Annotated in this window: 22 protein-coding genes; 3 read left to right on the forward strand and 19 right to left on the reverse strand. The window is 62.0% G+C overall.

The annotated features are described in order from the left end of the window. Nucleotides 1–164: 164 nt before the first annotated feature. From ftsA to ftsW, 9 genes are all read right to left on the reverse strand, one after another. A complete protein-coding gene (gene ftsA / locus BM131_RS01200; protein ID WP_090184408.1) occupies nucleotides 165–1,499 on the reverse strand; it encodes a cell division protein FtsA in 1,335 nt (444 codons plus the stop codon). Continuing rightward, entirely contained in the window at nucleotides 1,499–2,401 is a 903-nt protein-coding gene (locus tag BM131_RS01205; protein ID WP_245754096.1) for a cell division protein FtsQ/DivIB, read from the reverse strand. Before BM131_RS01205 ends, ftsA begins: the two co-directional genes overlap by 1 nt. Then, entirely contained in the window at nucleotides 2,389–3,309 is a 921-nt protein-coding gene (locus BM131_RS01210; protein WP_175499117.1) for a D-alanine--D-alanine ligase, read from the reverse strand. The genes BM131_RS01205 and BM131_RS01210 overlap by 13 nt, the downstream gene beginning before the upstream one ends. A gap of 71 nt (nucleotides 3,310–3,380) precedes the next feature. Next, on the reverse strand, nucleotides 3,381–4,316 hold the full coding sequence (murB, locus tag BM131_RS01215; RefSeq protein ID WP_175499118.1) for a UDP-N-acetylmuramate dehydrogenase: 936 nt from the start codon (nucleotides 4,314–4,316) through the stop codon (nucleotides 3,381–3,383). Further along, the gene (locus BM131_RS01220; protein WP_090184413.1) at nucleotides 4,313–4,570 is read right to left on the reverse strand and encodes a DUF2484 family protein; all 258 of its coding nucleotides are present in this window, start codon (nucleotides 4,568–4,570) and stop codon (nucleotides 4,313–4,315) included. The genes murB and BM131_RS01220 overlap by 4 nt, the downstream gene beginning before the upstream one ends. Beyond that, the gene (locus tag BM131_RS01225) at nucleotides 4,567–4,833 is read right to left on the reverse strand and encodes a DUF2484 family protein (protein WP_090184417.1); all 267 of its coding nucleotides are present in this window, start codon (nucleotides 4,831–4,833) and stop codon (nucleotides 4,567–4,569) included. Before BM131_RS01225 ends, BM131_RS01220 begins: the two co-directional genes overlap by 4 nt. After that, complete coding sequence (murC, locus tag BM131_RS01230; protein ID WP_090184422.1) at nucleotides 4,830–6,227, reverse strand: UDP-N-acetylmuramate--L-alanine ligase; 1,398 nt, start codon at nucleotides 6,225–6,227, stop codon at nucleotides 4,830–4,832. The genes BM131_RS01225 and murC overlap by 4 nt, the downstream gene beginning before the upstream one ends. Before the next feature lie 16 nt (nucleotides 6,228–6,243). After that, entirely contained in the window at nucleotides 6,244–7,332 is a 1,089-nt protein-coding gene (murG, locus tag BM131_RS01235; protein WP_245754097.1) for an undecaprenyldiphospho-muramoylpentapeptide beta-N-acetylglucosaminyltransferase, read from the reverse strand. Nucleotides 7,333–7,435: 103 nt separating this feature from the next. Then, complete coding sequence (gene ftsW, locus BM131_RS01240) at nucleotides 7,436–8,605, reverse strand: putative lipid II flippase FtsW (protein ID WP_090184428.1); 1,170 nt, start codon at nucleotides 8,603–8,605, stop codon at nucleotides 7,436–7,438. A 159-nt stretch (nucleotides 8,606–8,764) separates the two neighbouring features. Here ftsW and BM131_RS01245 point away from each other — a divergent pair, with 159 nt between their 5' ends. Next, nucleotides 8,765–9,937 carry a BaiN/RdsA family NAD(P)/FAD-dependent oxidoreductase gene (locus tag BM131_RS01245; RefSeq protein WP_090184626.1) on the forward strand — a complete coding sequence of 391 codons (1,173 nt, stop codon included), beginning with the start codon at nucleotides 8,765–8,767 and terminating at the stop codon, nucleotides 9,935–9,937. Between the two features lie 21 nt (nucleotides 9,938–9,958). Here the strand turns inward: BM131_RS01245 and murD are convergent, their stop codons facing one another. The 10 genes from murD to BM131_RS01295 form a co-directional block, all read right to left on the reverse strand. Continuing rightward, a complete protein-coding gene (gene murD, locus BM131_RS01250; RefSeq protein ID WP_090184629.1) occupies nucleotides 9,959–11,356 on the reverse strand; it encodes a UDP-N-acetylmuramoyl-L-alanine--D-glutamate ligase in 1,398 nt (465 codons plus the stop codon). Nucleotides 11,357–11,417: 61 nt separating this feature from the next. Beyond that, entirely contained in the window at nucleotides 11,418–11,891 is a 474-nt protein-coding gene (locus tag BM131_RS01255) for a hypothetical protein (RefSeq protein ID WP_090184431.1), read from the reverse strand. A gap of 126 nt (nucleotides 11,892–12,017) precedes the next feature. Then, nucleotides 12,018–13,100: a phospho-N-acetylmuramoyl-pentapeptide-transferase gene (mraY, locus tag BM131_RS01260; protein ID WP_090184434.1), complete on the reverse strand. Its 1,083-nt coding sequence runs from the start codon at nucleotides 13,098–13,100 to the stop codon at nucleotides 12,018–12,020. A gap of 24 nt (nucleotides 13,101–13,124) precedes the next feature. Then, complete coding sequence (locus tag BM131_RS01265) at nucleotides 13,125–14,543, reverse strand: UDP-N-acetylmuramoyl-tripeptide--D-alanyl-D-alanine ligase (protein ID WP_090184438.1); 1,419 nt, start codon at nucleotides 14,541–14,543, stop codon at nucleotides 13,125–13,127. Then, nucleotides 14,540–16,027: a UDP-N-acetylmuramoyl-L-alanyl-D-glutamate--2,6-diaminopimelate ligase gene (locus BM131_RS01270; RefSeq protein ID WP_090184441.1), complete on the reverse strand. Its 1,488-nt coding sequence runs from the start codon at nucleotides 16,025–16,027 to the stop codon at nucleotides 14,540–14,542. The genes BM131_RS01265 and BM131_RS01270 overlap by 4 nt, the downstream gene beginning before the upstream one ends. Nucleotides 16,028–16,045: 18 nt before the next feature. Next, nucleotides 16,046–17,830 carry a peptidoglycan D,D-transpeptidase FtsI family protein gene (locus tag BM131_RS01275; RefSeq protein WP_090184444.1) on the reverse strand — a complete coding sequence of 595 codons (1,785 nt, stop codon included), beginning with the start codon at nucleotides 17,828–17,830 and terminating at the stop codon, nucleotides 16,046–16,048. Next, nucleotides 17,827–18,186 carry a cell division protein FtsL gene (ftsL, locus tag BM131_RS01280; RefSeq protein ID WP_090184632.1) on the reverse strand — a complete coding sequence of 120 codons (360 nt, stop codon included), beginning with the start codon at nucleotides 18,184–18,186 and terminating at the stop codon, nucleotides 17,827–17,829. The genes BM131_RS01275 and ftsL overlap by 4 nt, the downstream gene beginning before the upstream one ends. Further along, a complete protein-coding gene (gene rsmH / locus BM131_RS01285) occupies nucleotides 18,186–19,151 on the reverse strand; it encodes a 16S rRNA (cytosine(1402)-N(4))-methyltransferase RsmH (RefSeq protein WP_090184447.1) in 966 nt (321 codons plus the stop codon). The genes ftsL and rsmH overlap by 1 nt, the downstream gene beginning before the upstream one ends. Before the next feature lie 9 nt (nucleotides 19,152–19,160). Beyond that, entirely contained in the window at nucleotides 19,161–19,598 is a 438-nt protein-coding gene (locus BM131_RS01290; protein ID WP_090184449.1) for a division/cell wall cluster transcriptional repressor MraZ, read from the reverse strand. A 698-nt stretch (nucleotides 19,599–20,296) separates the two neighbouring features. After that, nucleotides 20,297–21,370: an Mrp/NBP35 family ATP-binding protein gene (locus BM131_RS01295; protein WP_090184452.1), complete on the reverse strand. Its 1,074-nt coding sequence runs from the start codon at nucleotides 21,368–21,370 to the stop codon at nucleotides 20,297–20,299. Nucleotides 21,371–21,678: 308 nt separating this feature from the next. Here BM131_RS01295 and BM131_RS01300 point away from each other — a divergent pair, with 308 nt between their 5' ends. Beyond that, the gene (locus tag BM131_RS01300) at nucleotides 21,679–21,831 is read left to right on the forward strand and encodes a DUF1127 domain-containing protein (protein ID WP_372803805.1); all 153 of its coding nucleotides are present in this window, start codon (nucleotides 21,679–21,681) and stop codon (nucleotides 21,829–21,831) included. 729 nt (nucleotides 21,832–22,560) lie between these two features. Further along, entirely contained in the window at nucleotides 22,561–23,160 is a 600-nt protein-coding gene (locus BM131_RS01305; protein ID WP_090184455.1) for a LysE family translocator, read from the forward strand. Nucleotides 23,161–23,184: the final 24 nt, after the last annotated feature.

Below are 23,184 nucleotides of genomic sequence, written 5' to 3' on the forward strand. Positions count from 1 at the left end.
GTCTATGTGAGGGGCCCGTCCCACCGGGCAAAATTCGCGTATTTGGGCAGATATTAACTGGTTGTTGTGGTTTCGTCACTCAAAAAGCACGGTTAACCCACAAAATATGGCGTGTTTCCGCGCATTTTTCGCCGCATATGGTCGATTCGGCGAAATCTAGCGTGTCACCAGTTGTCTTTGAACCACTTCACGGCACGTTTCAGCGACCGCGCGGGATAGGTTTCGGCCGGGATATCGAAATCCCACCATTCATCCTGTGGGTTCGCGGCGAACAATGCGCAGCCCACAGCACCGGAAAAGGCCGGACCCGTGGCGGCCTGCGGCAGCCCCTGCACGCGCAGCGGACGACCAAGGCGGACCTGCTGGCCCAAAATCTTGGCGGCCAAACCGTCAAGACCGGGGATTTGGCTGCCGCCACCTGTCAGAACGATCTGCTGGCTGGGCAGATATTCAAAGCCAGCGGCGTCCAGACGCGCGCGGACCTCTTCCAAAATCTCTTCGATGCGCGGGCGCATGATACCGATCAGCTCTGCCCGGCTGACGGTCCGGCGGTCGCGTTCCCAATCGCCGGTATCACCGCCGATTTCAATCATCTCGCGGTCGTCCATCCCCGTGGCGACAACGCCGCCGTAGAATGTCTTGATCCGCTCTGCCACCTGCATCGGGACTTGCAGACCCATGCTGATGTCGCTGCTCACATGTTCGCCGCCCATGCGCACCGCATCGGAATAGATCATGTGCTTTTTCATAAAGACGGAAATACCCGTCGTACCGCCGCCCAGATCGATACAAGCGGCGCCAAGCTCTTGCTCGTCCTCGACCAGCGACGACACGCCAGCGACATAGGCAGAGGACGCAAGGCCCGCCAATTCCAGATCGCAACGCTTGATGCAGAAAAAGATATTGCGGATCGCGGTCGCGTCCACGGTCATCAGGTGCAGGTCGGTGGCGAGGCGTTGCCCGCCCTGCCCGCGCGGATCGGCCATGCCGCTGCGGTGATCCAATGCAAAGTTCACGGGCTGCGCGTGCAGCACGTCGCGGTCGTGGCCAAAATCAGGGGTTTCGCAGGACGCCAGCACGCGGCCGATATCGGCCTCTGTCACGATGCCGGTTTCAACATCGACAGCGCCGTCCAGACCATAGGACCGGGGACGCGCACCGCTAAAGCAAGCGATGACGTGATCGACGCGGACTTCGGCCATCTTTTGCGCCGCCTGAACGGCGGTGCGGATCGCGCGTTCGGTTTCCTGCATCGCGTCAATTTCGCCAAAGCGCACACCGCGGGACCGGGTTGTGGCGGCACCAATCACGCGAAACTGGGACTGTCCTGCCAGCGCGCCGACGCCGTCAGTCTGCGCCGCACGGCCGGGTCCATCAAAACGCAACACAAGGCAGGCAATCTTGGACGTGCCGATGTCCAGAATGGCAATCACACCGCGCTGCATGGCCGCTTTGCGCACGTTCCGCATGGCCCGCTGTGTTTCGTAAAGATCCCGCATTAGTTGCTTGCCCCTGTCGTGACTGCGTTGCGTGTCGCCGCAACTGCATCTTGTTGTAGTCTTACCGTTGGCCGGTTTTCATTACGCATATCTACTAAGATAACATCGCGCGCCAGCAGATCTTGTGTGTCTTCCAGCGCGATGACGCGGGCCAATGCGGCCTCTGCGCCTTCACCCGGCAGTTGAATGCGTTGGCCGCGGTCCAGCACCATATCCCAGCGCCGATTTCCGATCCGCACCAGTCCCCGTACACGGGTGGCGATGGGGGCGGCGGTGCGAAACAAGGCCAGCGCCTCGGTCATATGTTCCTTTGCGCCGTCGCCAGCGATCAGCGGCAGATCACGCCGTTCAGCGCGCCCCGCCACGTCGCCGGAAAAGACGCCGTTATCGTCCAGCATCCGCAAACCTTCAGCCGTGCGCCACAAGGCGACGGGCTGACGCGGTGTGATGCCGATTTCCAGCGCGCCCGCATCGCCGACGCGGACATAAACATCGCTGACAGCATCCAGTGCGGCGACCTTGGCGCGCATCGCTTCCAGTTCCAGATCGAAAGACGAGACGGGAAATTCAACCGACACAAGCTCTGCGACTTGGCTGGCCAGTTCTTCGTCCGCGCCGGTGATGGCAAGGCCTGTGACCATAAACTCAGGGCGGTGCTGGATGGCAGCCTTGATCTGGTCATAGCGGTCCGTGACCACGGCAAGGTTGGCGTCGTTAGAAAACCACGCCGTGCCGATCAGGCCGATCACCAGCGTTGGCACGCCAAGGCGAAGCCCCGTGCGCACGCCCGGTGTCAGCATCCAGCGCTGCCAGCGATAGCCCCACTTGGACGGCGCGGGATCGCGGACCGGACGGGTGCGCGGGGTGGCGGCGTAGCCGCGCGGTTCCTTCATCGTGCGCATGATGCATCCTCGACCAGCCAGCGGCACAGGGTGCCAAAGGGGATGCCAACTTTTTCCGCCTGCTCTGGCGACAGCGATGTCGGCGTCATGCCGGGCTGTGTGTTGGTTTCCAGCAAGATCAACCCGTCTAGGCCGCGGGATTCATCCCAGCGGAAATCCGTGCGGCTGATGCCCCGGCAGCCCAAGGCGCGGTGGGCGCGCAGGGCGTAATCCATGCAGGCGTCAAAAATCTCGGCCGGGATATCGGCAGGCACCACGTGGCGCGAGCCGCCGGGCTTGTATTTGGCATCATAGTCATACCAGCCGTCGGTCAGGATGTCGGTCACCGTCAAGGCGCGGTCGCCCATCACGGTGGTCGTCATCTCTCTGCCCGGGGCGAAAGCCTCGACCATCACGGTGTCCGGCATATCATCAGACAGCTGCGGCGGCCCGTTGCCTGCGTCATGCACCAGATAGATGCCAACGCTGGACCCTTCGTTATTGGGCTTCACGACATAAGGCGGCGGCATCACATGTCCGGCGCGCACATCAGCGGCATTAGCGATGACGCTTTTCACGACAGGCAAACCAGCTGCAACAAAGGCGTCTTTGGTGCGCTGTTTATCCAGCGCAAGGGCCGAAGCCAGCACGCCAGAGTGTGTGTAAGGAATACGCAGCCATTCAAGCAGACCCTGCACGCAGCCGTCTTCGCCCCAGCGGCCATGCAAAGCGTTAAAGACGACAGCAGGCATTTCGGCAGCCAAACGCGCAGGCAAATCAGCCCCAGCATCAAGTTCCACAACCGTGAATCCTTCATCCCGCAAGGCCTTTGCACATTCACGACCCGTCGAGAGTGAAACTTCACGCTCTGCGGACGGCCCGCCCATCAATACAACTACCTTGGGATCCGTCCTGCTCGACATACCCAACCGCCAATCCTGCAGACCTTTGCGGCCTGTCTTTCGTTATTTGCCACCTGTCCGTGGCACCCCATACAGGGTTAATTCGTGGTATCTTTCGGGGTTCGTTCGCCAACCCTCATGATTTCCCACTCTAATGTGATTTGCGCGGAATCGTAAACCGTTTTCCGCACCAGCTCGCCCAAATCTTCTAATTCTGCGGCAGTTGCACCGCCCGCATTGGTTAAAAAGTTGGCATGCATCGGGTTCATCACAGCACCGCCTAGGGTTGCACCGCGCATCCCGGCGTCCTCTATCACCTTCCAGGCCTTCAGATCATGGGTGTCGTCGCTGCGGCCCGTGCTGGAATGACCGACAGGATTGCGAAAGGTGCTGCCGGCGGTGCGGTCCTTGGTTGGTTGGGTTTGGTCGCGCTTAGCAATCTGGTCGTCCATGCGCTGCGCCAGCGTATCGGGATCACCCGCCTGCCCGTTCAGCACGGCGCTAACTAGCACCGCACCATCCGGCAAAGTGCTAGAGCGATAGGCAAAGGCCAGATCATCCGCGCCAAGTGTCACCAGCGTGCCATCGCGCAAAACCGCCTGCGCCGATTGAAACACATCCGCGACATAGGCACCGTAGCAGCCCGCGTTCATCCGGAGGGCTCCGCCGATGCTGCCAGGAATGGTGCGCAGAAAGGTCAGATCAACGCCCGCCTCGGCGCTGCGCCGCGCGACATGAGCGTCCAGCGCGGCAGCCCCTGCTGTCACCGTCAGACCGTCGATGGCGATGCTGTTAAACCCCCGCCCCAGCCGGATCACCACACCGCGCACACCGCCATCGCGCACGATCAGATTGCTGCCAACGCCCATCGGGAACACCGGAACGGCGGGATCAAGCGCCGCCAGAAACGCGCGCAGATCGTCCAAATCCGCAGGCTGGAACAGCACATCCGCAGGCCCGCCCACGCGCAGCCACGTCAGATCGGCTAGGGGGCGGTCAATCGTCAGCGTGCCGCGTACGTCAGGCAGGTTCATGATGACTTTGGTCCCTTTGCCCCGCGCAGCCAGCGCATCAAATAGATCAGCGGCCAGCGCAGCACGCTTGCCCCGGCGGCCAGAAACAGCAGGCCAACGATTGGCCCCTGCTGCCACGTCAGCCAACCCAGCAGCGGAATGCCAATCGCAATCATGACGTAAGCAAAGCGCCAGTGATGGTCCCGGCTAGGAAACATTGCGGCGACATTCGCAGCAATCAGCCAGATCAGCGCCATCAGGATCGGCGCGCTCATTTCAGCAACTCGGACGGCAGCGCCGGGTTTTGGCCCCGCGCCCGCGCCCAGAAATAGCGCAGTGGATTGCGGAACATGGACCCAAAGGCCAAAAGTGCGGCCACACCGACCAGCCAACCGAAATCAAACCCCAGCCAGACGATTAAGACCGGGGCGGCGACAAGCAAGGCAATCCCCGGCACCATCTGTAAGCGCATTGGCAAAAAGGCGGTGATCGTCGCCGCCAGCACCCAAAGCGCGCCAATCAGGACAGACCAGATCACGCGCCCAGCCTGTCTTTCAACCCGTAGGCCCAAGCACTGATCGTGCCGGCCCCCAAGCAAACGACCATATCGCCGGGCCGGGCCTGTTCGCGCACAAGGCGTTCCAGATCGTCCTCGGATGCGACGGCTCGGGCGTGGCGGTGGCCGTGGCGGATCAAGCCCGCCACCAGCGCATCGCGGTCAGCGCCGGGAATGGGGTCTTCGCCAGCGCCGTAAACTTCGGTGATGCCGACCACATCCGCGTCGTTAAAGCAGGCGCAAAAGTCGTCAAAATGGTGGTGCAAGCGGCTGTATCGGTGCGGCTGGTGCACGGCAATGACGCGGCCTTCGGTGGCCTGACGCGCGGCCTTGAGCACCGCAAGGATTTCCGTCGGGTGGTGGCCGTAGTCGTCGATGATGGTGATACCATTTACTTCGCCGACGCGGGTAAAGCGGCGATTAACTCCGCCAAACCCTGCCAGAGCGGCGCGGATCTCGTCTTTCTTCATGCCCAAATGTCGGGCCACAGCGACGGCCGACAGCGCGTTCGATACGTTGTGATCGCCGGGCATCGGCAAAACGCAGCCTTCGATCACGTCATCTTCGGACTGCAGGGCCACGTCGAAATGCGCCGCGCCTTTGACGTACTTCAGGTTAATCGCCCGCACGTCGGCCTGCGCGTTGAAACCATAGGTTACGACACGGCGGTCTGTCACGCGGCCCACCAACGCCTGCACTTCGGCATTGTCGGTGCAGCACACGGCCAGCCCGTAAAACGGAATGTTCGACACGAAATCAAGGAAACCCTGACGCAGGTTTTCGATCGTGCCCCAGTGGTCCATATGCTCTGGGTCGATATTGGTGACGACTGCAATCGTGGCGGGCAAACGGTTAAAAGTGCCGTCGCTCTCGTCCGCCTCGACGACCATCCACTCGCCCTGGCCCATGCGCGCGTTGGACCCATAGGCGTGAATAATACCGCCGTTAATGACCGTCGGGTCAAGGCCGCCTTCGTCCAGCAAGGCGGCAACCATGGTGGTTGTCGTGGTCTTGCCGTGCGTGCCTGCGATGGCCACGTTGGATTTCAGGCGCATCAGCTCGGCCAGCATCTCGGCCCGGCGCACGACAGGCAGCTTTTGCGCCCGCGCGGCGTCCAGCTCCGGATTGCCCGCCTTGATGGCAGAGGAAATGACGATGACCTCGGCCCCCTCTAGGTTCTCGGCGCGCTGCCCGACGAAAATCTTCGCCCCAAGGCTTTCAAGCCGCGCGGTAATCGCGCTGGCCTTTAAATCAGAGCCCTGCACCCGGTAGCCGTGATTGATCAGCACCTCGGCAATGCCGGACATGCCAATGCCGCCAATGCCCACAAAGTGGATTGCGCCTACGTCCAGCGGCAGTTTTGTCGGTGCCATCATCGTCTTATTCCGTTCATCAGTGTCTTGCGTCCGCCAACTGCTGCACCAGTTGGACCAGCCGCGCTGTAGCGTCAGGCGTCCCGCAGGACAAGGCAGCACGGGACATTTGCAGCGCGCCGGACGGATGCGTCAGCACCGTTTCCATGTGCTCGGCCAAGCTTTCGGCGTTAAATTTACTTTCCGGCATCAAGATGGCAGCGCCCGCATCCACCATCTGCCGCGCATTGGCGCTTTGGTGGTCCTGCGCTGCAGCAGCATAAGGGATCAGCACCGCGGGGCGGCCAATCACGGTCAGGTCGGCAATCGTGCTTGCGCCAGACCGGGCGATCACCAATTGCGCCTCGGCCAACCGGGTCGGCATATCGTCAAAGAAGGTGCGAATATCTGCGTTGATCCCGCGGGCTGCATAAAACGCATTCACCCGGTCGACATCCTCGGCCCGGGCTTGCTGAAATACGCGAATATTGCGGCGCAGTGCCTCTGGCAGCAGCGCGATCCCAGCCGGCACCACGTCCGACAAGATCCGCGCGCCTTGGCTTCCGCCAACGACAAGCACGGACATCGGATAATCGCCAGGCGGAATATACCCCGCCCCCGCGCGGTCCAAAATGGACTGCCGTACCGGATTGCCGACATGCTCGCCGGTCGCGCCGTCCGGCAGCGCAGTTGGCCAAGTCCCGCACGCCACCATATCGACGCGCTTGGCAAAGACCTGATTGACCCGGCCCAGCACCCCGTTCTGTTCGTGGATCATGCGCGGAATGCGCAACAACGTCGCCGCTGTCATCGCCGGAATGGCCGGATAGCCGCCAAAGCCAACAACCACATCGGGACGATCCCGCCGCATCGCCATGACAGCGCTCAGCGATCCACCCGCAATCCGCAAAGGCACCGCAACCTTCGCCAGTGCGCCGCCGCGGGCAAAGGTGCCGCTATCGACCTGCACAACCTCGACCGCGTCAGGAAAGCCGCCTACGTAACGCGCGCCGCGCGGATCCGTGCTCAACTTCACCCGCCAACCCAGATCCAGCATCGCCTCGGCCAAGGCCTGCGCCGGGAACATATGCCCGCCGGTACCGCCCGCCGCCATCATCAAGAGTGGCATAACGCCCTCCATTCACCTTGCCAGATAAACTCCGGGGGGAGTCCGCAGGACGGGGGGCTGGCCCCCCATCTTCGCGCCTGCACGATTTTTCTACGAAAAACGTTCACCGCCCGACGCGCCGCATCAGGATATCGCCAATCTCGCCTTGTGGGCGCGAGCGCGTCAGCGCCAGCAACATGCCGACGGCGATGCCGCCCGCGATTAAGGACGATCCGCCATAGCTGACGAACGGCAGGGTCATGCCCTTAGCTGGCAGCAAGCGCACGGCCACGCCCATGTTGATCATCGCTTGTACGCCAAAGGCGCAGGCCAGACCCGTGCCCGCCAGCCGTACAAACGGATCGCGCTCTTTCATCAGCCGCATCAGGCTGCGCACCACGATAACGCCGTACAGGGTGATGATCGCCATCACACAAATCAGGCCGTATTCCTCTGCCGCGACAGCAATGATAAAGTCAGTATGCGCGTCCGGCAGCGACCATTTCACCTGCCCCTCGCCCACGCCGACACCGAAAAATCCGCCTTCGCGGATCGCATTCGTCGCATAGCCAAGCTGGGTGCGCGGATCGACATCGGGGCTAAGGAAACCATCGATGCGGCGGGCAAAGTGTTCGGACATGTTATACGAAAATACACCCACGCCCCCGACAACACCGCCAAGGGCGATCAGCAAGGTCATCGGTGCTCCGGCGACGAAATACATCACGCCCCATGAAAACAGCACCAGACAGGCCTGACCAAAGTCAGGCTGCAGCGCCAGAAACGCCACAATCACAATCGTCAGGATAAACGAATACATCCGTCCCGGAGGACCGCCCACACTCAGCCCCGCCGCCATCAACCACGCAGCGACAACCACAAAGCCGGGCTTCAGGAACTCGCTGGGCTGCACAGAGGCAAAGCCGAAGGAATACCAGCGCACGGCACCCTTGCCAAAATCCGTGCCAAAAATCGGCAGCAACGCCAGCGCAACAAAGGCGCAGGCAAAGCCGATGACCGCAAGCCGGCGCACCATCACGGGGGTCATCATCGACACGCCAAACATGGCGATCAAGGCCATGCCGCCAAAGAAGCCTTGGCGGGTCACATAATAAAAGGGGCTAAGACCGTTTTTAGCCGCAAGCGGCGGCGAAGACGCCAGCCCCAGAAGCAGCCCAATGCCGAAAAGCGCCAAAATGCAGCACATGCTCCATTTGTCGATCGTCCGCCACCAGCGCGGCAGAACAGGATCACCTGCCACAACGCGCGGCGCGCCATACACCATTTCGGTCATCGTATTACCGCCTTGACTGCCTCATGTCCGCGTTTTCCGCGGATCTATTCCGCCAGCTTAACCCGGCCTGCGCGTCATTTCCACTTCAAATCGCGCGGCAGGCGAAAATCACGCCCCTGCCCCCTTGCTTTGATGCGTTTTCCGCGCCAGTTCCGGTGGATGCATGTCCACACCCTGATCCTTGGCGCTGGCGCCGCCGGCCTGATGGCCGCCGCCCACGCTGGCCCCGATACGCTGGTCGTTGACCATGCCCGCGCGCCGGGCGAGAAAATCCGCATCTCTGGCGGGGGGCGCTGCAATTTCACGAATATGCACACCAGCCCGGACCGCTTTATCAGCCAGAACCCGCATTTCGCGAAATCGGCGCTGTCGCGCTATACGCAATGGGATTTCATCGCGCTGGTCGATGCGCATGGGATCGCGCACCACGAAAAGACGCTGGGCCAGTTGTTCTGCGACGGCTCTGCCAAGCAAATCGTGCAGATGCTGCTGACCGAGGCAGAGCGTGCTGGCGCAAAAATCTGGCTGGACACCGCGATTGGCGCGGTCCGCCACGACGGCATGTTCCTCGTCACGCTAACACGGGGTGGACGCGACATTGACGTGACCGCCGATAACCTGATCCTTGCCACGGGGGGCAAATCCATCCCCAAGATGGGCGCGACCGATCTGGCCTACCGCGTGGCGGCGCAGTTTGATCTGCCTTTGGTGACGCCGCGCCCCGGGCTGGTGCCCTTCACCTTTACGGACGAGCGTTTCAAACCGCTGGCAGGCACCGCCCTGCCCGCGCGGGTGACGGCGCAAGGCCCCGGCTTTACCGAGGCGCTGCTCTTCACGCATCGCGGCCTGTCCGGCCCGGCCATCTTGCAGGCCTCGTCCTATTGGCCCGAGGGTGATCCGATCACGGTCGATTTGTCCCCTGCCGCGCCGCTGGGCGATATTCTGATTGCCGCAAAACAGACCGAAGGGCGCAAAGGCCTGACCAGCGTGCTGTCGCGCCACCTGCCCGCGCGATTGGTGCAATACCTTGCGCCGGACTGGCCAACGGCAAACCTTGCAGACCTGCCGGACGCCGCGCTGCGCGATTTAGGCACGGCCCTGCATCAGTGGCAGCTAACCCCGACCGGCACCGAAGGTTATCGCACCGCAGAGGTTACGCTGGGCGGTATCGACACCGCCGCGCTGAATTCCCGCACGATGGAGGCCAAGACCGTGCCGGGCCTGTTTGCTATTGGCGAGGCCGTCGATGTTACCGGCTGGCTGGGCGGATATAACTTTCAGTGGGCCTGGTCGTCGGGCTGGGCCGCAGGCACCGCCATCGCAGGGCGATAACGGTGCAGTCAATTTTCGCCCCTAAGCGATGCCAGCCAGCACCTGCGCGGTGAAATCATCGCCCCGCGCGGCAAAGCTGTCGTATTGGTCAAAAGACGCACAGGCCGGGGCCAACAGCACCACTTCGCCCGCCACCGCATCGGCGCGGGCGCGGGCCACAGCGACGTCCATTGTGCCGCAGATCTCGGCCTCGATCCCCCGCAATTGACGGGCAAAGCTTTCGGCCTCGCGCCCGATGACATAGGCTTTTTTGACCGCGCCAAGATGCGGCAATAGCCCATCAAGCCCGCCTTCTTTTTGCAGACCGCCGCAAATCCAGCGGATCGCGGGAAAGGCCTGCAACGCCTTCGCTGCGGCGTCGACGTTGGTGGCTTTGCTGTCGTTGACGAACTGCACGCCGCCCGCTTCGGCGACCAACTGACTGCGATGCGGCAGACCGGGATAGCTGTGCAAAGCCGCCTCAATCCCCTTGGGGCCGATCCCCAGCGTGCGCACGGCCGCATAGGCGGCGCAGGCGTTTTGATGGTTATGCGCGCCCGGCAATCCCTTGATGCCGCGCAGATCAATAGACGCCATTTGCTTGCCCCGGCGATATTCGCTTAGGAAGCCTTTGCGCGCAAAGACCGTCCAGCCGTCGGTCAGCTTGCGATTGACAGAAACGCGGATCAGGCGGTCGTCGCCAAAGTTTTCCACCAGCTGGTTCGCCAGTGACCGGCCTTCGTTTTCATCGACACCAATAACGCAGCGGTCCGGCCCGCCTTCGGCGAACAGACGGCGCTTGGCGGCGAAATAGCCGCCCAGTCCGGCGTGGCGGTCCAGATGGTCGGGGCTGATATTGGTCAAAACCGCAACGTCTGGCGTCAGGTTCCGGGCCAGATCGGTCTGATAGCTCGACAGTTCCAGCACCACGACTTCGCCGTCATGCGCGGGGTCGATGTCGAGCACGCCGCGGCCGATGTTGCCAGCCAATTGCGCCGGGCGGCCGTTTTCCACAAGGATGTGGTGGATCAAGGCCGAGGTCGTAGATTTGCCGTTCGATCCGGTGATCGCGATCACGCGGGGTGCGGCATCGAACCCATCCCAATCGTCGGTGGCATAGGAGCGAAAGAACAGGCCAATATCATTATCCACGGGCACGCCCGCATCCCATGCCGCCGCGATGACGGGGTTTGGCGAGGGGTACAGGTGCGGAATGCCGGGGGATACGATCAGCGCGGCGATGCCGTCAAAGGCACCGGGTGCGGTCAGATCGCGCACGATCCAGCCTTCAGCCTCTGCCGTGTCGCGGCCCCGCGGGCTGTCGTCCCATACGATCGGCGTTGCGCCGCCAGCGGCCAAGGCGCGGGCCGTCGCCAGTCCCGACCGGCCAAGCCCCAGTACAGCAACCTGCCGTCCGTCATATCCTTGAACCGGTATCATCGCGCACCCCATGGCTGTTTGGGCGGACATTGCCCTGTGCGGGGTCCGGGATGCAAGAGCGTCAGCGCACGGGGGGCGCGCCGAATTGCATTCCGGGTCCGGTTCCTGCGTTCAACGTCCAGACGGCAGCGATGAACTGGTGCATGGGGCGGGCAAAACCCTGATCATCCTCAATCACCAGGCTGCGCCATGCGCCATTTACCTGAAGCGGAATGCTGGGCCCGTCATAGGCAAGGTACAGGTCTGGGTTGCTGTCTGGCAGATCATCATCCGCCGGATCAGCAAGCGGGACGCCGCGGGCCATGCGTGTCATCGCGTCCAGAATTAAAAAGGTCTGTCTGGCCCTGCGCCCGGCAAAGAAGATAGGCGCGCGGTATTTGCCATCAATCATGGCGTCAAAAATATAGTCAGCCCGCGCATTGCGCCGCACACCGGGCAAAAGCGACAGGTTCAAGCTGCACAGATCGTATTTAAACAGACCTGCGTCTTCGTAACTGGGGGTCACCAACGCGGGGTCGAGACGGTTATCAGGCATCATCCATACTTTCGCCAGTCACTGCCGCACCATGTTTAGGCCGCAGGTCTGAATGAAAGGTGAATGCCTATGCTAAAGCGAAGGTCATCACGGGGGACCGGCGGGCCCCCGCAGATGCATGCTGGATTACCGTACCTTCAGCGTCGCAAGGCCGATCATCGCGAGGATCAGCGAGATGATCCAAAAGCGGATGACGATCTGCGGCTCGGCCCAGCCCTTTTTCTCGTAATGGTGGTGGATCGGGGCCATCAGGAACACGCGTTTTCCCGTGCGCTTGAAATACAGCACTTGGATGATGACGCTCAGCGCCTCGACCACGAACAAACCGCCGACGATGGCCAAGACGATCTCGTGCTTGGTCGCGACAGCGATTGCACCCAGCGCGCCGCCAAGGGCAAGCGATCCGGTGTCGCCCATGAACACGGCGGCGGGCGGTGCGTTATACCACAAGAACCCAAGGCCACCGCCGATCAGGCCAGCGCAGAACACCAAAATCTCACCCGAGTCAGGCACATAGTGCAGGCCAAGGCTTAGGGAAAAGTCAACGCGGCCAACGAAGTAGGCGATGATGCCAAAGGTGCCCGCAGCGATCATCACAGGCATGATGGCAAGGCCGTCCAGACCGTCGGTCAGGTTCACCGCATTGGCCGCGCCCACAATCACGATGATCGAAAAGGGCACGAACAGGAAACCCATGTTGATCAACACGTCCTTAAAGATCGGCACGGCCAGTTGGTTCGTCAGCTCTGCCGGATGGTATTGCGCCGCCCAATAGCCCGCAATCGCGGCGATCAGCAGGCCCAGCACAATGCGGACCCGGCCCGACACGCCGTTGGTATTCTGCTTGCTAACCTTCGCGTAATCGTCGGCAAAGCCGATGGCAGCAAAGGCCAGCGTCACAAACAGCACCATCCAGACGTAAGGGTTATCCAGCCGCGCCCAAAGCAGGGTCGAGGTCGTCAGCGCGCCGACGATCAGCAGCCCGCCCATGGTTGGCGTGCCAGCCTTGGCAAAGTGCCCCTCTGGCCCGTCAGTGCGGATCGGTTGACCCTTGCCTTGCTTGCGGCGCAGCACGTTGATCAGTGGCAGACCAAAGATAAAGCCGAACACCAGCGCGGTCAGGAACGCCCCGCCCGCGCGAAATGTGATATAGCGGAACAGATTGAAAAAATCGCCGCCGTCCGACAGCTCTGTCAGCCAATACAACATCTGGTTATTTCCTTGCTTTTATCGTCAAGAGCGATGCCCGAGTTTGCGGATCGCGTCAACAACGCGGGACACTTTGCTGCCCTTTGATCCCTTGACCAGCACAACATCGCCTGCATCCACAAGGCGCGCGACCTGGCCTGCCAGATCGTCCGCCTCTGGTGCCCATTGGCCGCGCAGATCGGCAGGCAGGGCGTCAAACAGCGCCCGCATGCGCGGCCCTGCGCAATGCACGATATGCGCTTTGGCAAGATGAGGATCGTCCGCAAGCGCGGTGTGCATCCCGATTTCGTCCGGCCCCAGTTCCAGCATATCGCCCAAGATCGCGACGCGGCGCCCTTTGACGATGCGGCCCACGCCGTCGCGCGGGGTGCTGGCCGACAGGACCTCTAGCGCGGCGGTCATGGATGTCGGGTTGGCGTTAAAGGCGTCGTCGATCAGGTCGAGGGTTTCTTCGGCAATGCCGTAATCCAGCACAACGATTTCGCGCGTGCCGCGCCCCATAGGCGGCTGCCACTGGCCAATATCCTGCGCCGCCTGCACCGGGTCCGCGCCAAGCGCATCGCAAGCAGCCAGCACGGCCACGGCGTTCATCGCGAAATGGCGGCCGGGGACAGAGAGTTTGAACAGATAGTCAGTGCCGTTGTGGCTGGCGTTAATCACGGTCGCGCTGTCGGTGATGCGCACATCACCAAGCGCCCAGTCCGCGCCTTTGCCAAAGGTTGCGATCTTGTGCTGCCCTGCCGCCGCATGGTCCAGCAAGATGTGCGATGTCTCTAGGTCGGCGTTCAGTACGGCGATGCCGCCCGCCTCTAGCCCGTCCATGATCGAGGCTTTCTCGGCAGCGATGCCGGACAGTGCGCCAAAGGCCTCTAGATGCGCGGCGGCGACGGTGGTGACCATGGCAACATCGGGGCGCGCCAATTTAGCCAGCGGCGCGATCTCTCCGGGGTTGCTCATGCCGATTTCGATGATCGCGAACTCGGTATCCGCAGGCATCCGCGCAAGGGTCAGGGGCACGCCCCAGTGGTTGTTATAAGACGCCTCTGCCGCGTGGGTACGTCCCTGCGGCGTCAGCGCGGCGCGCAGCATTTCCTTGGTCGATGTTTTACCGACAGAGCCGGTCACGGCCACAACGCGGGCCTGCGTGCGGGCGCGGGCTGCGGCACCCAGCGCCTCTAGCGCGCGCAGCACATCAACCACAATCAGCAGCGGCGCATCATCCGCCACGCCGTCCGGGCGGTGCGTGACCAATGCGGCGGCGGCCCCATTTGCCAGCGCCTGCGCCACGAATTCGTGCCCGTCGCGTGCGGCAGCAAGGGCGACGAACAGATCGCCCGGCTGCAAGGTGCGCGTGTCAATCGAGACACCGTTCGCATGCCAGTCACCTGTGACCGTCCCGCCGGTGGCAAGGGCGGCGTCAGCGGCGGTCCAAAGCGGGTTCATATCTTGCCTTCCAATGCGGCGACAGCAACGCTGGCTTGTTCCGCGTCGTCAAAGGGCAGCACCGTATCGCCGATGGTTTGCCCGGTTTCATGGCCTTTGCCTGCGATCAACAGCGCATCGCCCGGCCCCAGCGCGTCGATGCCGCGCAGGATTGCCTCGGCGCGGTCGCCGACCTCGATCACCTCGGCGGTGCCTTTTGCGCCGGCCAACACGGCAGCACGGATATCCTCGGGCCGTTCAGAGCGGGGATTGTCGTCCGTCACGATCACCAGATCCGCGTTTTCCGCCGCCGCCTGCCCCATCAAGGGCCGCTTGCTAGCGTCGCGATCACCGCCAGCGCCGACGATAACGATCAGGCGGCCCATGACATGCGGCTTGAGCGCCTTGAGCGCGGTTTGCACGGCATCCGGCGTATGGGCGTAATCGACAAAAACCGTGGCCCCGTTATCGCGGCGCGCGACAAGTTGCATGCGCCCGCGCACGGTCGTCAGCTGGTCCATGACATCAAAGACTTCGCCCGGAATAGCCCCCGCCGCGATGGCAAGGCCGCAGGCCAGCGCAACGTTATCCGCCTGAAAGCCGCCGATCAGGTTCAGCCGCGCAGTATGCGGGCGATCCTGCCAAGAAAAGCGCAGGTCTTGGCCCGTGTCGTCAAACCGCTGGCTGAGGATGCGCAGGCGCGCGTCCGGGTGGCGACCGACGCCGATCACTTCGATGCCGCGGGTGGTGCACAGGCTGGCAACCTCGTGCCCGCGTGGATCGTCAAAGTTCACGACGGCGACGCCGTCTTCGGACAGCACGCGGGTGAACAGGCCCATTTTGGCGTCAAAATACGCCTCGAACGTGTGGTGATAGTCCAGATGGTCCTGCGTGAAGTTGGTAAAGCCCGCCGCATGCAGCACGACGCCGTCAAGGCGGCGCTGGTCTAGGCCGTGGCTTGATGCCTCCATCGCGGCATGGGTGATGCCAGCGGCTTCGGCTTGCGCCAGTACGCGGTGCAGGGTCACGGGATCAGGGGTGGTGTGATGCAGGGGCGCGGACCATGCGCCTTCGACCCCGGTGGTGCCAATGTTGATGCCGGGATAGCCAAGCGCCTCCCAGATCTGGCGGGTAAAGGTGGATACGCTGGTTTTGCCGTTGGTGCCGGTGACGGCGACCATGACGTCGGGGTGCGGTCCAAACCACAGCGATGCGGTCTGCGCCAAGGCTGCGCGGGGGTCTTCGGCGATGATCAGCGCGGCGTCCGATCCGGCCAGCGCCTCTGCTGCCAATTGCGCGCCGTCCGCGTCGGTCAGGATCGCGCTTGCGCCCTTTTCCAGCGCCATGGCGATAAAGGCAGCGCCATGCACTTTGCTGCCCGGCATCGCGGCGAACATATGGCCCGGCCGCACGGCGCGGCTGTCGGTTGTCAGGCCTGCAATCTGGGGTCTGCGGCCGCCTTGCGCCGTTAATCCCAGTTCCGCCAGCGTTTTTGTCTGCGCCATGTCTTGGCCCTCGCCCGTTCAGTTCGAGGTGAGTGTTACACTGGCAACGTCAGAGACTTCAATCTGTGGTCGCAGTCCAAGCAGCGGTGCGACGCGGCGGATCATTTCAGCAGCGACCGGCACGGCGGTCCAGCCAGCAGTGCGGCGTGGCTTGTCACCGGAATTCTCGCTCGGCTCGTCCAGCGTGACGATCAGCACATATTTGGGATCGTCGGCGGGAAAGACGCTGGCAAAGGTCGCGATGACCTTGTCGTCATAATAGCCGCCGCCGTTTTCCTTGGGCTTGTCAGCTGTGCCTGTCTTGCCGCCGACGCGGTAACCTTCGACATCGCCCATGGATGCGGTGCCACGGGTCACGACCTGGCGCAGCATGGACCGGGCGCGCGCGCTGACCTCTGGACGCACGACGCGGGCACCTTGCTGGACCGTATCCGATTTCAGCAAGGTCGGCAGCACGCGGGTGCCGCCGTTCAGCAAGGACGAATAGGCGGCGGCCAGATGCAGCGGCGAGTCGGAAATACCGTGACCGAAGCTGATCGTCATGGTGCTGATTTCAGACCAGTTTTTCGGCAATAGCGGCGCACCAGAAGGTGCCTCTGACAGCTCGACCGGGGTCGCCTCTGCGAGGCCCAGCGAGGTTAGGAATGCACGCTGACGTTCGCCGCCGATCTGCATGGCGATGCGGCCCGTGCCCACGTTCGAGGATTCGACGATGATATCGGTCGCGGACATGCTGGGCGGCAAATAGTGGCTGTCGCGGATGCGGAACCGGCCCCAAGTCAGCGGGCCTTTGGTGTCGATCATCGTGTCGGGGTTCAGCAACCCCAGTTCCATCGCCTGCGCGACGGCAAAGATTTTGAAGGTCGAGCCAAGCTCGTAAACGCCCTGCACCGCGCGGTTAAACAGCGGGCTGTCGGACTGATCGCCGGTCAGCAAAACCTGCGGGCGGTTGTTGGGATCAAAGTCGGGCAAGGACGCCATGGCGATGATTTCGCCGGTGTGGATGTCCATCAGGACCGATGCCGCGCCTTTGGCGTTCAGCAACTTCATGCCGCCATCAAGCACTTCTTCGGTCGCGGCCTGCACGCTAAGGTCCAGCGACAGTTGCAGCGGTTTGCCTTCGTTCGCGGGATCGCGCAGCAAGCTGTCGAAGTTACGCTCGATCCCGGCGACACCGATGACTTCGGCGCTGGCGACGTCTTCGCGGCCATAGCTGGCCCCGCCAAGGATGTGGGACGCGATGGGGCCGTTGGGATAAAGCCGCATTTCGCGCGGGCCGAACAGCAGCGCGGGGCTGCCGATGTCGTGGACCTGCTGCATCTGTTCGGGGGACAACTGTCTGCGAATCCAAACGAATTTACGCTTGCCGGTGAAATCCTTGATCAGGCGTTCTTCGTCGAGTTCCGGGAAAATTGCCTTCAGCTCGCTTGCGGCGCGCAGCGGGTCGATCATGTGCTGCGGCTGGGCGTACAGCGAGTGTGTCTCGAGGTTGGTGGCAAGGATGCGGCCATTGCGGTCGACGATATCAGCGCGCTGGCCGATGATCGGGTTGCCCGTCGCGGCGGTGCGCGGCTCTTCTGGGGCAGAGTTCGCGATGGTGCCCATCCGCAGGCCGATGGTCAGGAAAGCGACGGCAAAGAAGGCCCCCAGCACCAAAAGGCGCCCTTCGGCGCGGGCGCGGGATTTGTCGGCAATCGCTTCGTGGCGCAGGCGCAGGTTTTCGGCGGCAATCGCGCCGGGATCTTCGCCGCGTTCACGGGCTTTAAGGATACGGGCCAGCGGGCGAAGCGGTGTGCGGATCATAGCGGGTCCTCGCCGCCACCCGGGGTGACGGATCTAATGTCGATGGGATCGGTGATGGGCAGAATATCGGGCAGCGGATAAACGATGGATTCGATGTTGCCGAAGGCCTCTGGCCCCAGTGGCAGCAAGCCAAGGCGGTCAAAGTTAATCTCGGCCAGATCAATCAGGCGGTCCGGACGGTTCAGATAGGCCCATTCGGCCCGCAGCATCCCCAGCCGTTCATGCGCATCACCAATCTGCGCGTGCAGACGGCGCACGTCCTTGATGGCTTGCTGCGTGGCGTAGTTTTCCTGGTAGGCCCAGAACGCCAGCCCCATGACGGAAAGCGCCGCCATCAGATACATCACGGCTCGCATCATTGCGCGTCACCCTTCATCATCGGCATCCCCATGTCCTTGCGATCCATCGGCTGCGCAGGCGCATCGGTGCGGATCGCGACCCGCAGCTTGGCCGAACGCGACCGCGGGTTCATCGCGACTTCATCTTTGTCCGCCACAATCGCCTTGCGCGTCTTTTGCGTAAAGGCGGGCACGACGGTGTCCAGCACTGGCGCATAGCGGTTCGCATTGGGCGTTGTCGCGCTGCGGGTCTGGATGAAACGTTTCGCCATCCGGTCCTCGACCGAATGGAATGTCACGACGGCCAGTTGCCCGCCGGGGGCCAGCGCACGTTCAGCCGCTTCCATGCCGGTAGCAAGTTCGCCGTATTCGTCGTTCACCGCGATACGCAGCGCCTGAAAGGTGCGCGTGGCGGGGTGGGATTGGTTCGGCTTGGGGCGCGGCAAGCAGGATTCCACGATCCGGGCCAGCTGCGCTGTCGTCGTCACGGGACGGGCTGCGACGATGGCTTTTGCGATGCGGCGGCTGGCACGCTCTTCACCGTAAAGATAAATGATATCAGCGATTTCCGCCTCGTCCTTCATGTTGACAAGGTCGGCGGCAGAAAAGCCGGATTGCGACATCCGCATATCCAGCGGCCCGTCGCGCATGAAGGAAAAGCCGCGCTCTGCCAGATCAAGCTGCATAGAGCTGACACCAAGGTCCAGCACGACGCCGTCAAGGTTCTGCGCGTATTCGTCCAGCTTGGAAAAGGTGCCGGCGACAGGCACGATCCGGTCGCCGTAGTCGCCGATCCAGTCCTGCGCCATCTCGAACGCGAGCGGGTCACGGTCGACGGCGATGACACGTTCAGCGCCCGCATCCAGCAGACGGCGGGTATAGCCCCCTGCCCCAAATGTACCGTCCAGCCACGTGCCATGAATCGGCGCGCATGCGTCGAGGATCGCATTGATCAGGACGGGAATGTGGGGTGCATCTGACATGGTGGATCCTTACGGCACGAGGCTCATCGGGTCGAAATCTTCGCCCATTTCGTCCAACCACTCATCAAGCGGTTCGTCAACGTCGGCCTCGAAGCTTTCAAGCTTCCAGATCTGAAAATATTCACCAAGACCCATGAAAGACAGCTCGCCCTCGACGACGCCCAGCTTTTCGCGCAGGCGCAGGGCCAGCACGACGCGGCCGTCTTTGTCGATGGTCAGGTCTTCTGAATAACCCATGTACAGCTTGCGCAGCTTGTTCTTGTTGGGGTCGCTGTCGGGCATCGCCATGATGCGGCCGATCTTGGCGTCATAGGCCTCGACCGTCAGCACTTGCAGGCTTTCGCCAAGGTGTTTGCCGTAAAGGATTTTGGCGGTCATGGGTTGGTCGGGGGTCCAGGCCGGGTCGCCCGCTTCGATCACGCGTCGAAATTTCGCCGGGATCGACATGCGACCCTTGGCGTCTACTTTCGACTGGTATGTGCTCGTAAACGAGAGGTTCAACCTGTAGCCTTCTGATTGCCCGTCCCCCGAAAATCTGTCTTAGATGTGAAAACGGCGGATTGAGAAGCTGCCACTACTCAACCCGCCATCTTCTGCCCTGAAAGGGCTGGACCGACTGCGCGCACCACCTGGGGGGATGTCTGCTCGCTCGCGCGCCGGATCGCTTTATTGGGTAAAAACGAGGCCTGTATGAAACCTGACATTTTGCCGGTGGGGTTCTTGAGATGCCCCTTGTTTGTCTGCCCGTCGTTACCGTGACACTGTTTTGGCAGACGCTTCCGGCTGCGGCAATGACTAATTTGGGATTGCTGTGAACTTCACGGGAAACCGGGGGTTTTCACGGGTCTGTGATTCGGAAGTTATCCACAGACCCCCGCCGCCATCTTGCGTACCTGTGGATAAAAATCCCTACATCTTGTGGAAATATTAACCGTGGTGCGGGGTTCACAAAAACCCCAAAAAAGTTTCGGGACCCGTCCGAGTCGCGCAAAACCAGTGACCGTCAAGACGCAGTCAATCCTAAAAAATAACTAAGTCTGCGGAAATTTGAGGCCCAGAAAGAAGAATCGGACCGCCCTTTGGGGCGATCCGATTCTAAGTTCACAGAGATTCCATGCCAGCCCGCGGGCCGGGGATTCGGACGGTTAGGCCATCCCGCCGTCAATGAACCGCTGGGCAAGCTCGGCATAGGCCTGCGCCACCGGGCCGTCGCCCAAAGCGATCGGCGTGCCCGCATCCCCTGACAGACGGGTATCCAGATCAATCGGCAACGCGCCCAGGAATGGTACGCCCAGACGCTCTGCTTCATGGCTGACACCGCCATGACCAAAGATCTGCGTCTCTTCCCCGCAATGCGGGCAATAGAAGGTAGACATATTCTCGATCAGACCCAGCAGCGGCGTATTGAGTGTCTTAAACATATCGATGGCTTTACGCGCATCCAGCAGCGCGACGTCTTGCGGTGTGCTGACGATGACGGCCCCGGTGACGCTGGTCTTTTGGCACAGGGTCAGCTGCACATCCCCCGTCCCCGGCGGCAGGTCTATAATAAGGACGTCAAGTTCGCCCCATTCGACCTGCGTCAACATCTGCTGCAATGCGCCCATTAACATAGGGCCGCGCCAGACGACGGCTTTGTCCGGGTCCACCATCAGACCAATCGACATCATGGTGACGCCGTGGGCATGCAGCGGAATGATCGTCTTGCCGTCCGGGCTCGCGGGCCGTTTGCTGACGCCCATCATGCGCGGCTGGCTAGGACCGTATATATCCGCATCAAGCAGACCGACGCGCCGCCCCTTCTTGGCCAGCGCCACCGCTAGGTTAGAAGACACGGTCGATTTACCAACCCCGCCCTTGCCCGATCCAATCGCTAAGATGCGATCAACGCCGACCACCGGCGCAGGGCCGGCCTGCGGTGTGGGGTGACGGCCAATCTTTAGGCTGGGCGGCTCGGGCTTGGGCGCAGGCGCGCTATGCGCTGTCAACACAGCCGAGACAGTCTGACCGGGCGCAAGCGCCTGTACCGCGGCGACCGCAGCTTGGCGCACAGGCTCTAGCGTGGCGGCGGTGGCAGAATCAGGGGCTTCGATGACAAAGCGGACCGTATCTGCGTCAATCTGAATGGCACGGACCATATCGCTGGCCCCCAAAGTGCCACCGTCCGGCAGCGAAATCCCTGCAACAGCGGCCAAAATATCGTCCCGGGACGTCGGCATTTTCATATTTCCTTCATAGTGCATGGCGTTTGCGGCACCCTGTGATGCCGGGCCCAAACCCGCAACCCCCTATTTCACAAGGGCGCGCGCAGGTTTTGCCCAATGATTGAGCGGCGTAAAAACTGTCCTAGGGTAACGTTGCATTTGCTGCATAGCGGCATTGCCAACACGTCCATTGTGCAGGTGCAGCATCTTCCTACATAACCATCACAAGCAGAACGACAGACACTGCACCGAAATTTAAGACGACGAAGGTAGAGATGAACATGGCATACGCAAACGCAACACAGACAGCAGCACCCGGCCTGATGGCACGCATGATCGCAGCAATGGCAGCACGTAAAGTGTACCGGACAACGATGACTGAACTGCAGTCGCTCGACAACCGCGATCTGGCCGATCTGGGCATCTCCCGCTCGATGATCCGCGCCATCGCTTATGAAGCCGCTTACGGCAAGTAATTCAGTTCGGAACCGGTCAACCTCCTCCCTGACCGTTTCTGACCCGCGCCGCCGCAACCTCCTCCCTGCGGTGGGCGCGCAAAACAAAACGGCGACCCGACCTCCTCCCCGGGTCGCCGTTTTGAAACCAGTTTAAGAAATATGGGAACCTGCACCTCCTCCCGCAGTTACCTATATGATCCGAAGGGCGCCAACCTCCTCCCTGGCAAGCTTTGGAAAATACCGGACGGCCCGCAACCTCCTCCCTGCGGCGCGGTCCACCCAGATCGGTGGTGGTCACCTCCTCCCGGCCACCACCGACAGGATATTCAGATCGGAACGCTGCACCTCCTCCCGCGGCAGTTCTGACAGGCCCCCTGGCCACCAACCTCCTCCCTGGTTGGCCTTGGGGTTTACGACCCGGACGGCCCGCAACCTCCTCCCTGCGGCGCAGTCCAATACAGATCGGTGGCGGTCACCTCCTCCCGGCCGCCACCGATTTGACCCCATACGGGCGCTGCACCTCCTCCCGCAGCCACCCCGGATAGCCTGACGCCGCAACCTCCTCCCTGCGGCTAGGGCGAAAGATGCGGCTCTGACCTCCTCCCCAGAGCTCACATCCCAGATCAAGGCGATGCGCACCTCCTCCCGCGCATCGCCTTTTTGGTTTTTTGGGGGATGCTCAGCAGCGATTGTAATCAGCACAATATATCAGGTGTCGCCCTGCGGGTTTGACGTTAACCCGGGCGGATGGAACCTCTTGCCCTATACCTGCTGGTGCAATTCGCTTTTGCCAGTTCAATCACGCCCGGCCCTAATAACCTGATGCTGATGGCGTCAGGCGCGAATTATGGCCTGCGCCGGACCCTGCCGCATATGTTGGGCGTCAGTCTGGGCCATAGCTTTATGGTGGTCATGGTGGGGGTCGCGTTGCTGCGGTTGTTTCATGCGGTCCCGGCGCTGAATACCGTGCTGACCGTTGGCGCAGTCCTTTATATGACCTGGCTTGCGTGGAAAATCGCGACGGCCTTGCCGCCAGAGGCATCACGCGTCACCGGCAAACCTTTTACATTTTTGCAAGCGGCGGCGTTTCAATGGGTGAACCCCAAGGCTTGGGTCATGGCGATCACGGCCATCACAGCCTATGCCCCGCAAGACTGGAGCGTTTGGTCAGGCTCGATGCTCGTGGCGGTCATTTTCCTGTGCACCAATCTGCCGTCGATCACAGTTTGGGCCGTACTTGGTGTTCAGGTGCGCCGTTTTCTTGGCACGGCCAAACGGCTGCGGATTTTCAACATCACGATGGCCGCGCTGCTGCTGGCCTCACTCTATCCGATGCTTGTGCATTAGGATGGGACGGCGGGCGGGGCGTCT

Source organism: Loktanella salsilacus (assembly GCF_900114485.1).
GTDB classification, from domain to species: Bacteria; Pseudomonadota; Alphaproteobacteria; order Rhodobacterales; family Rhodobacteraceae; genus Loktanella; species Loktanella salsilacus.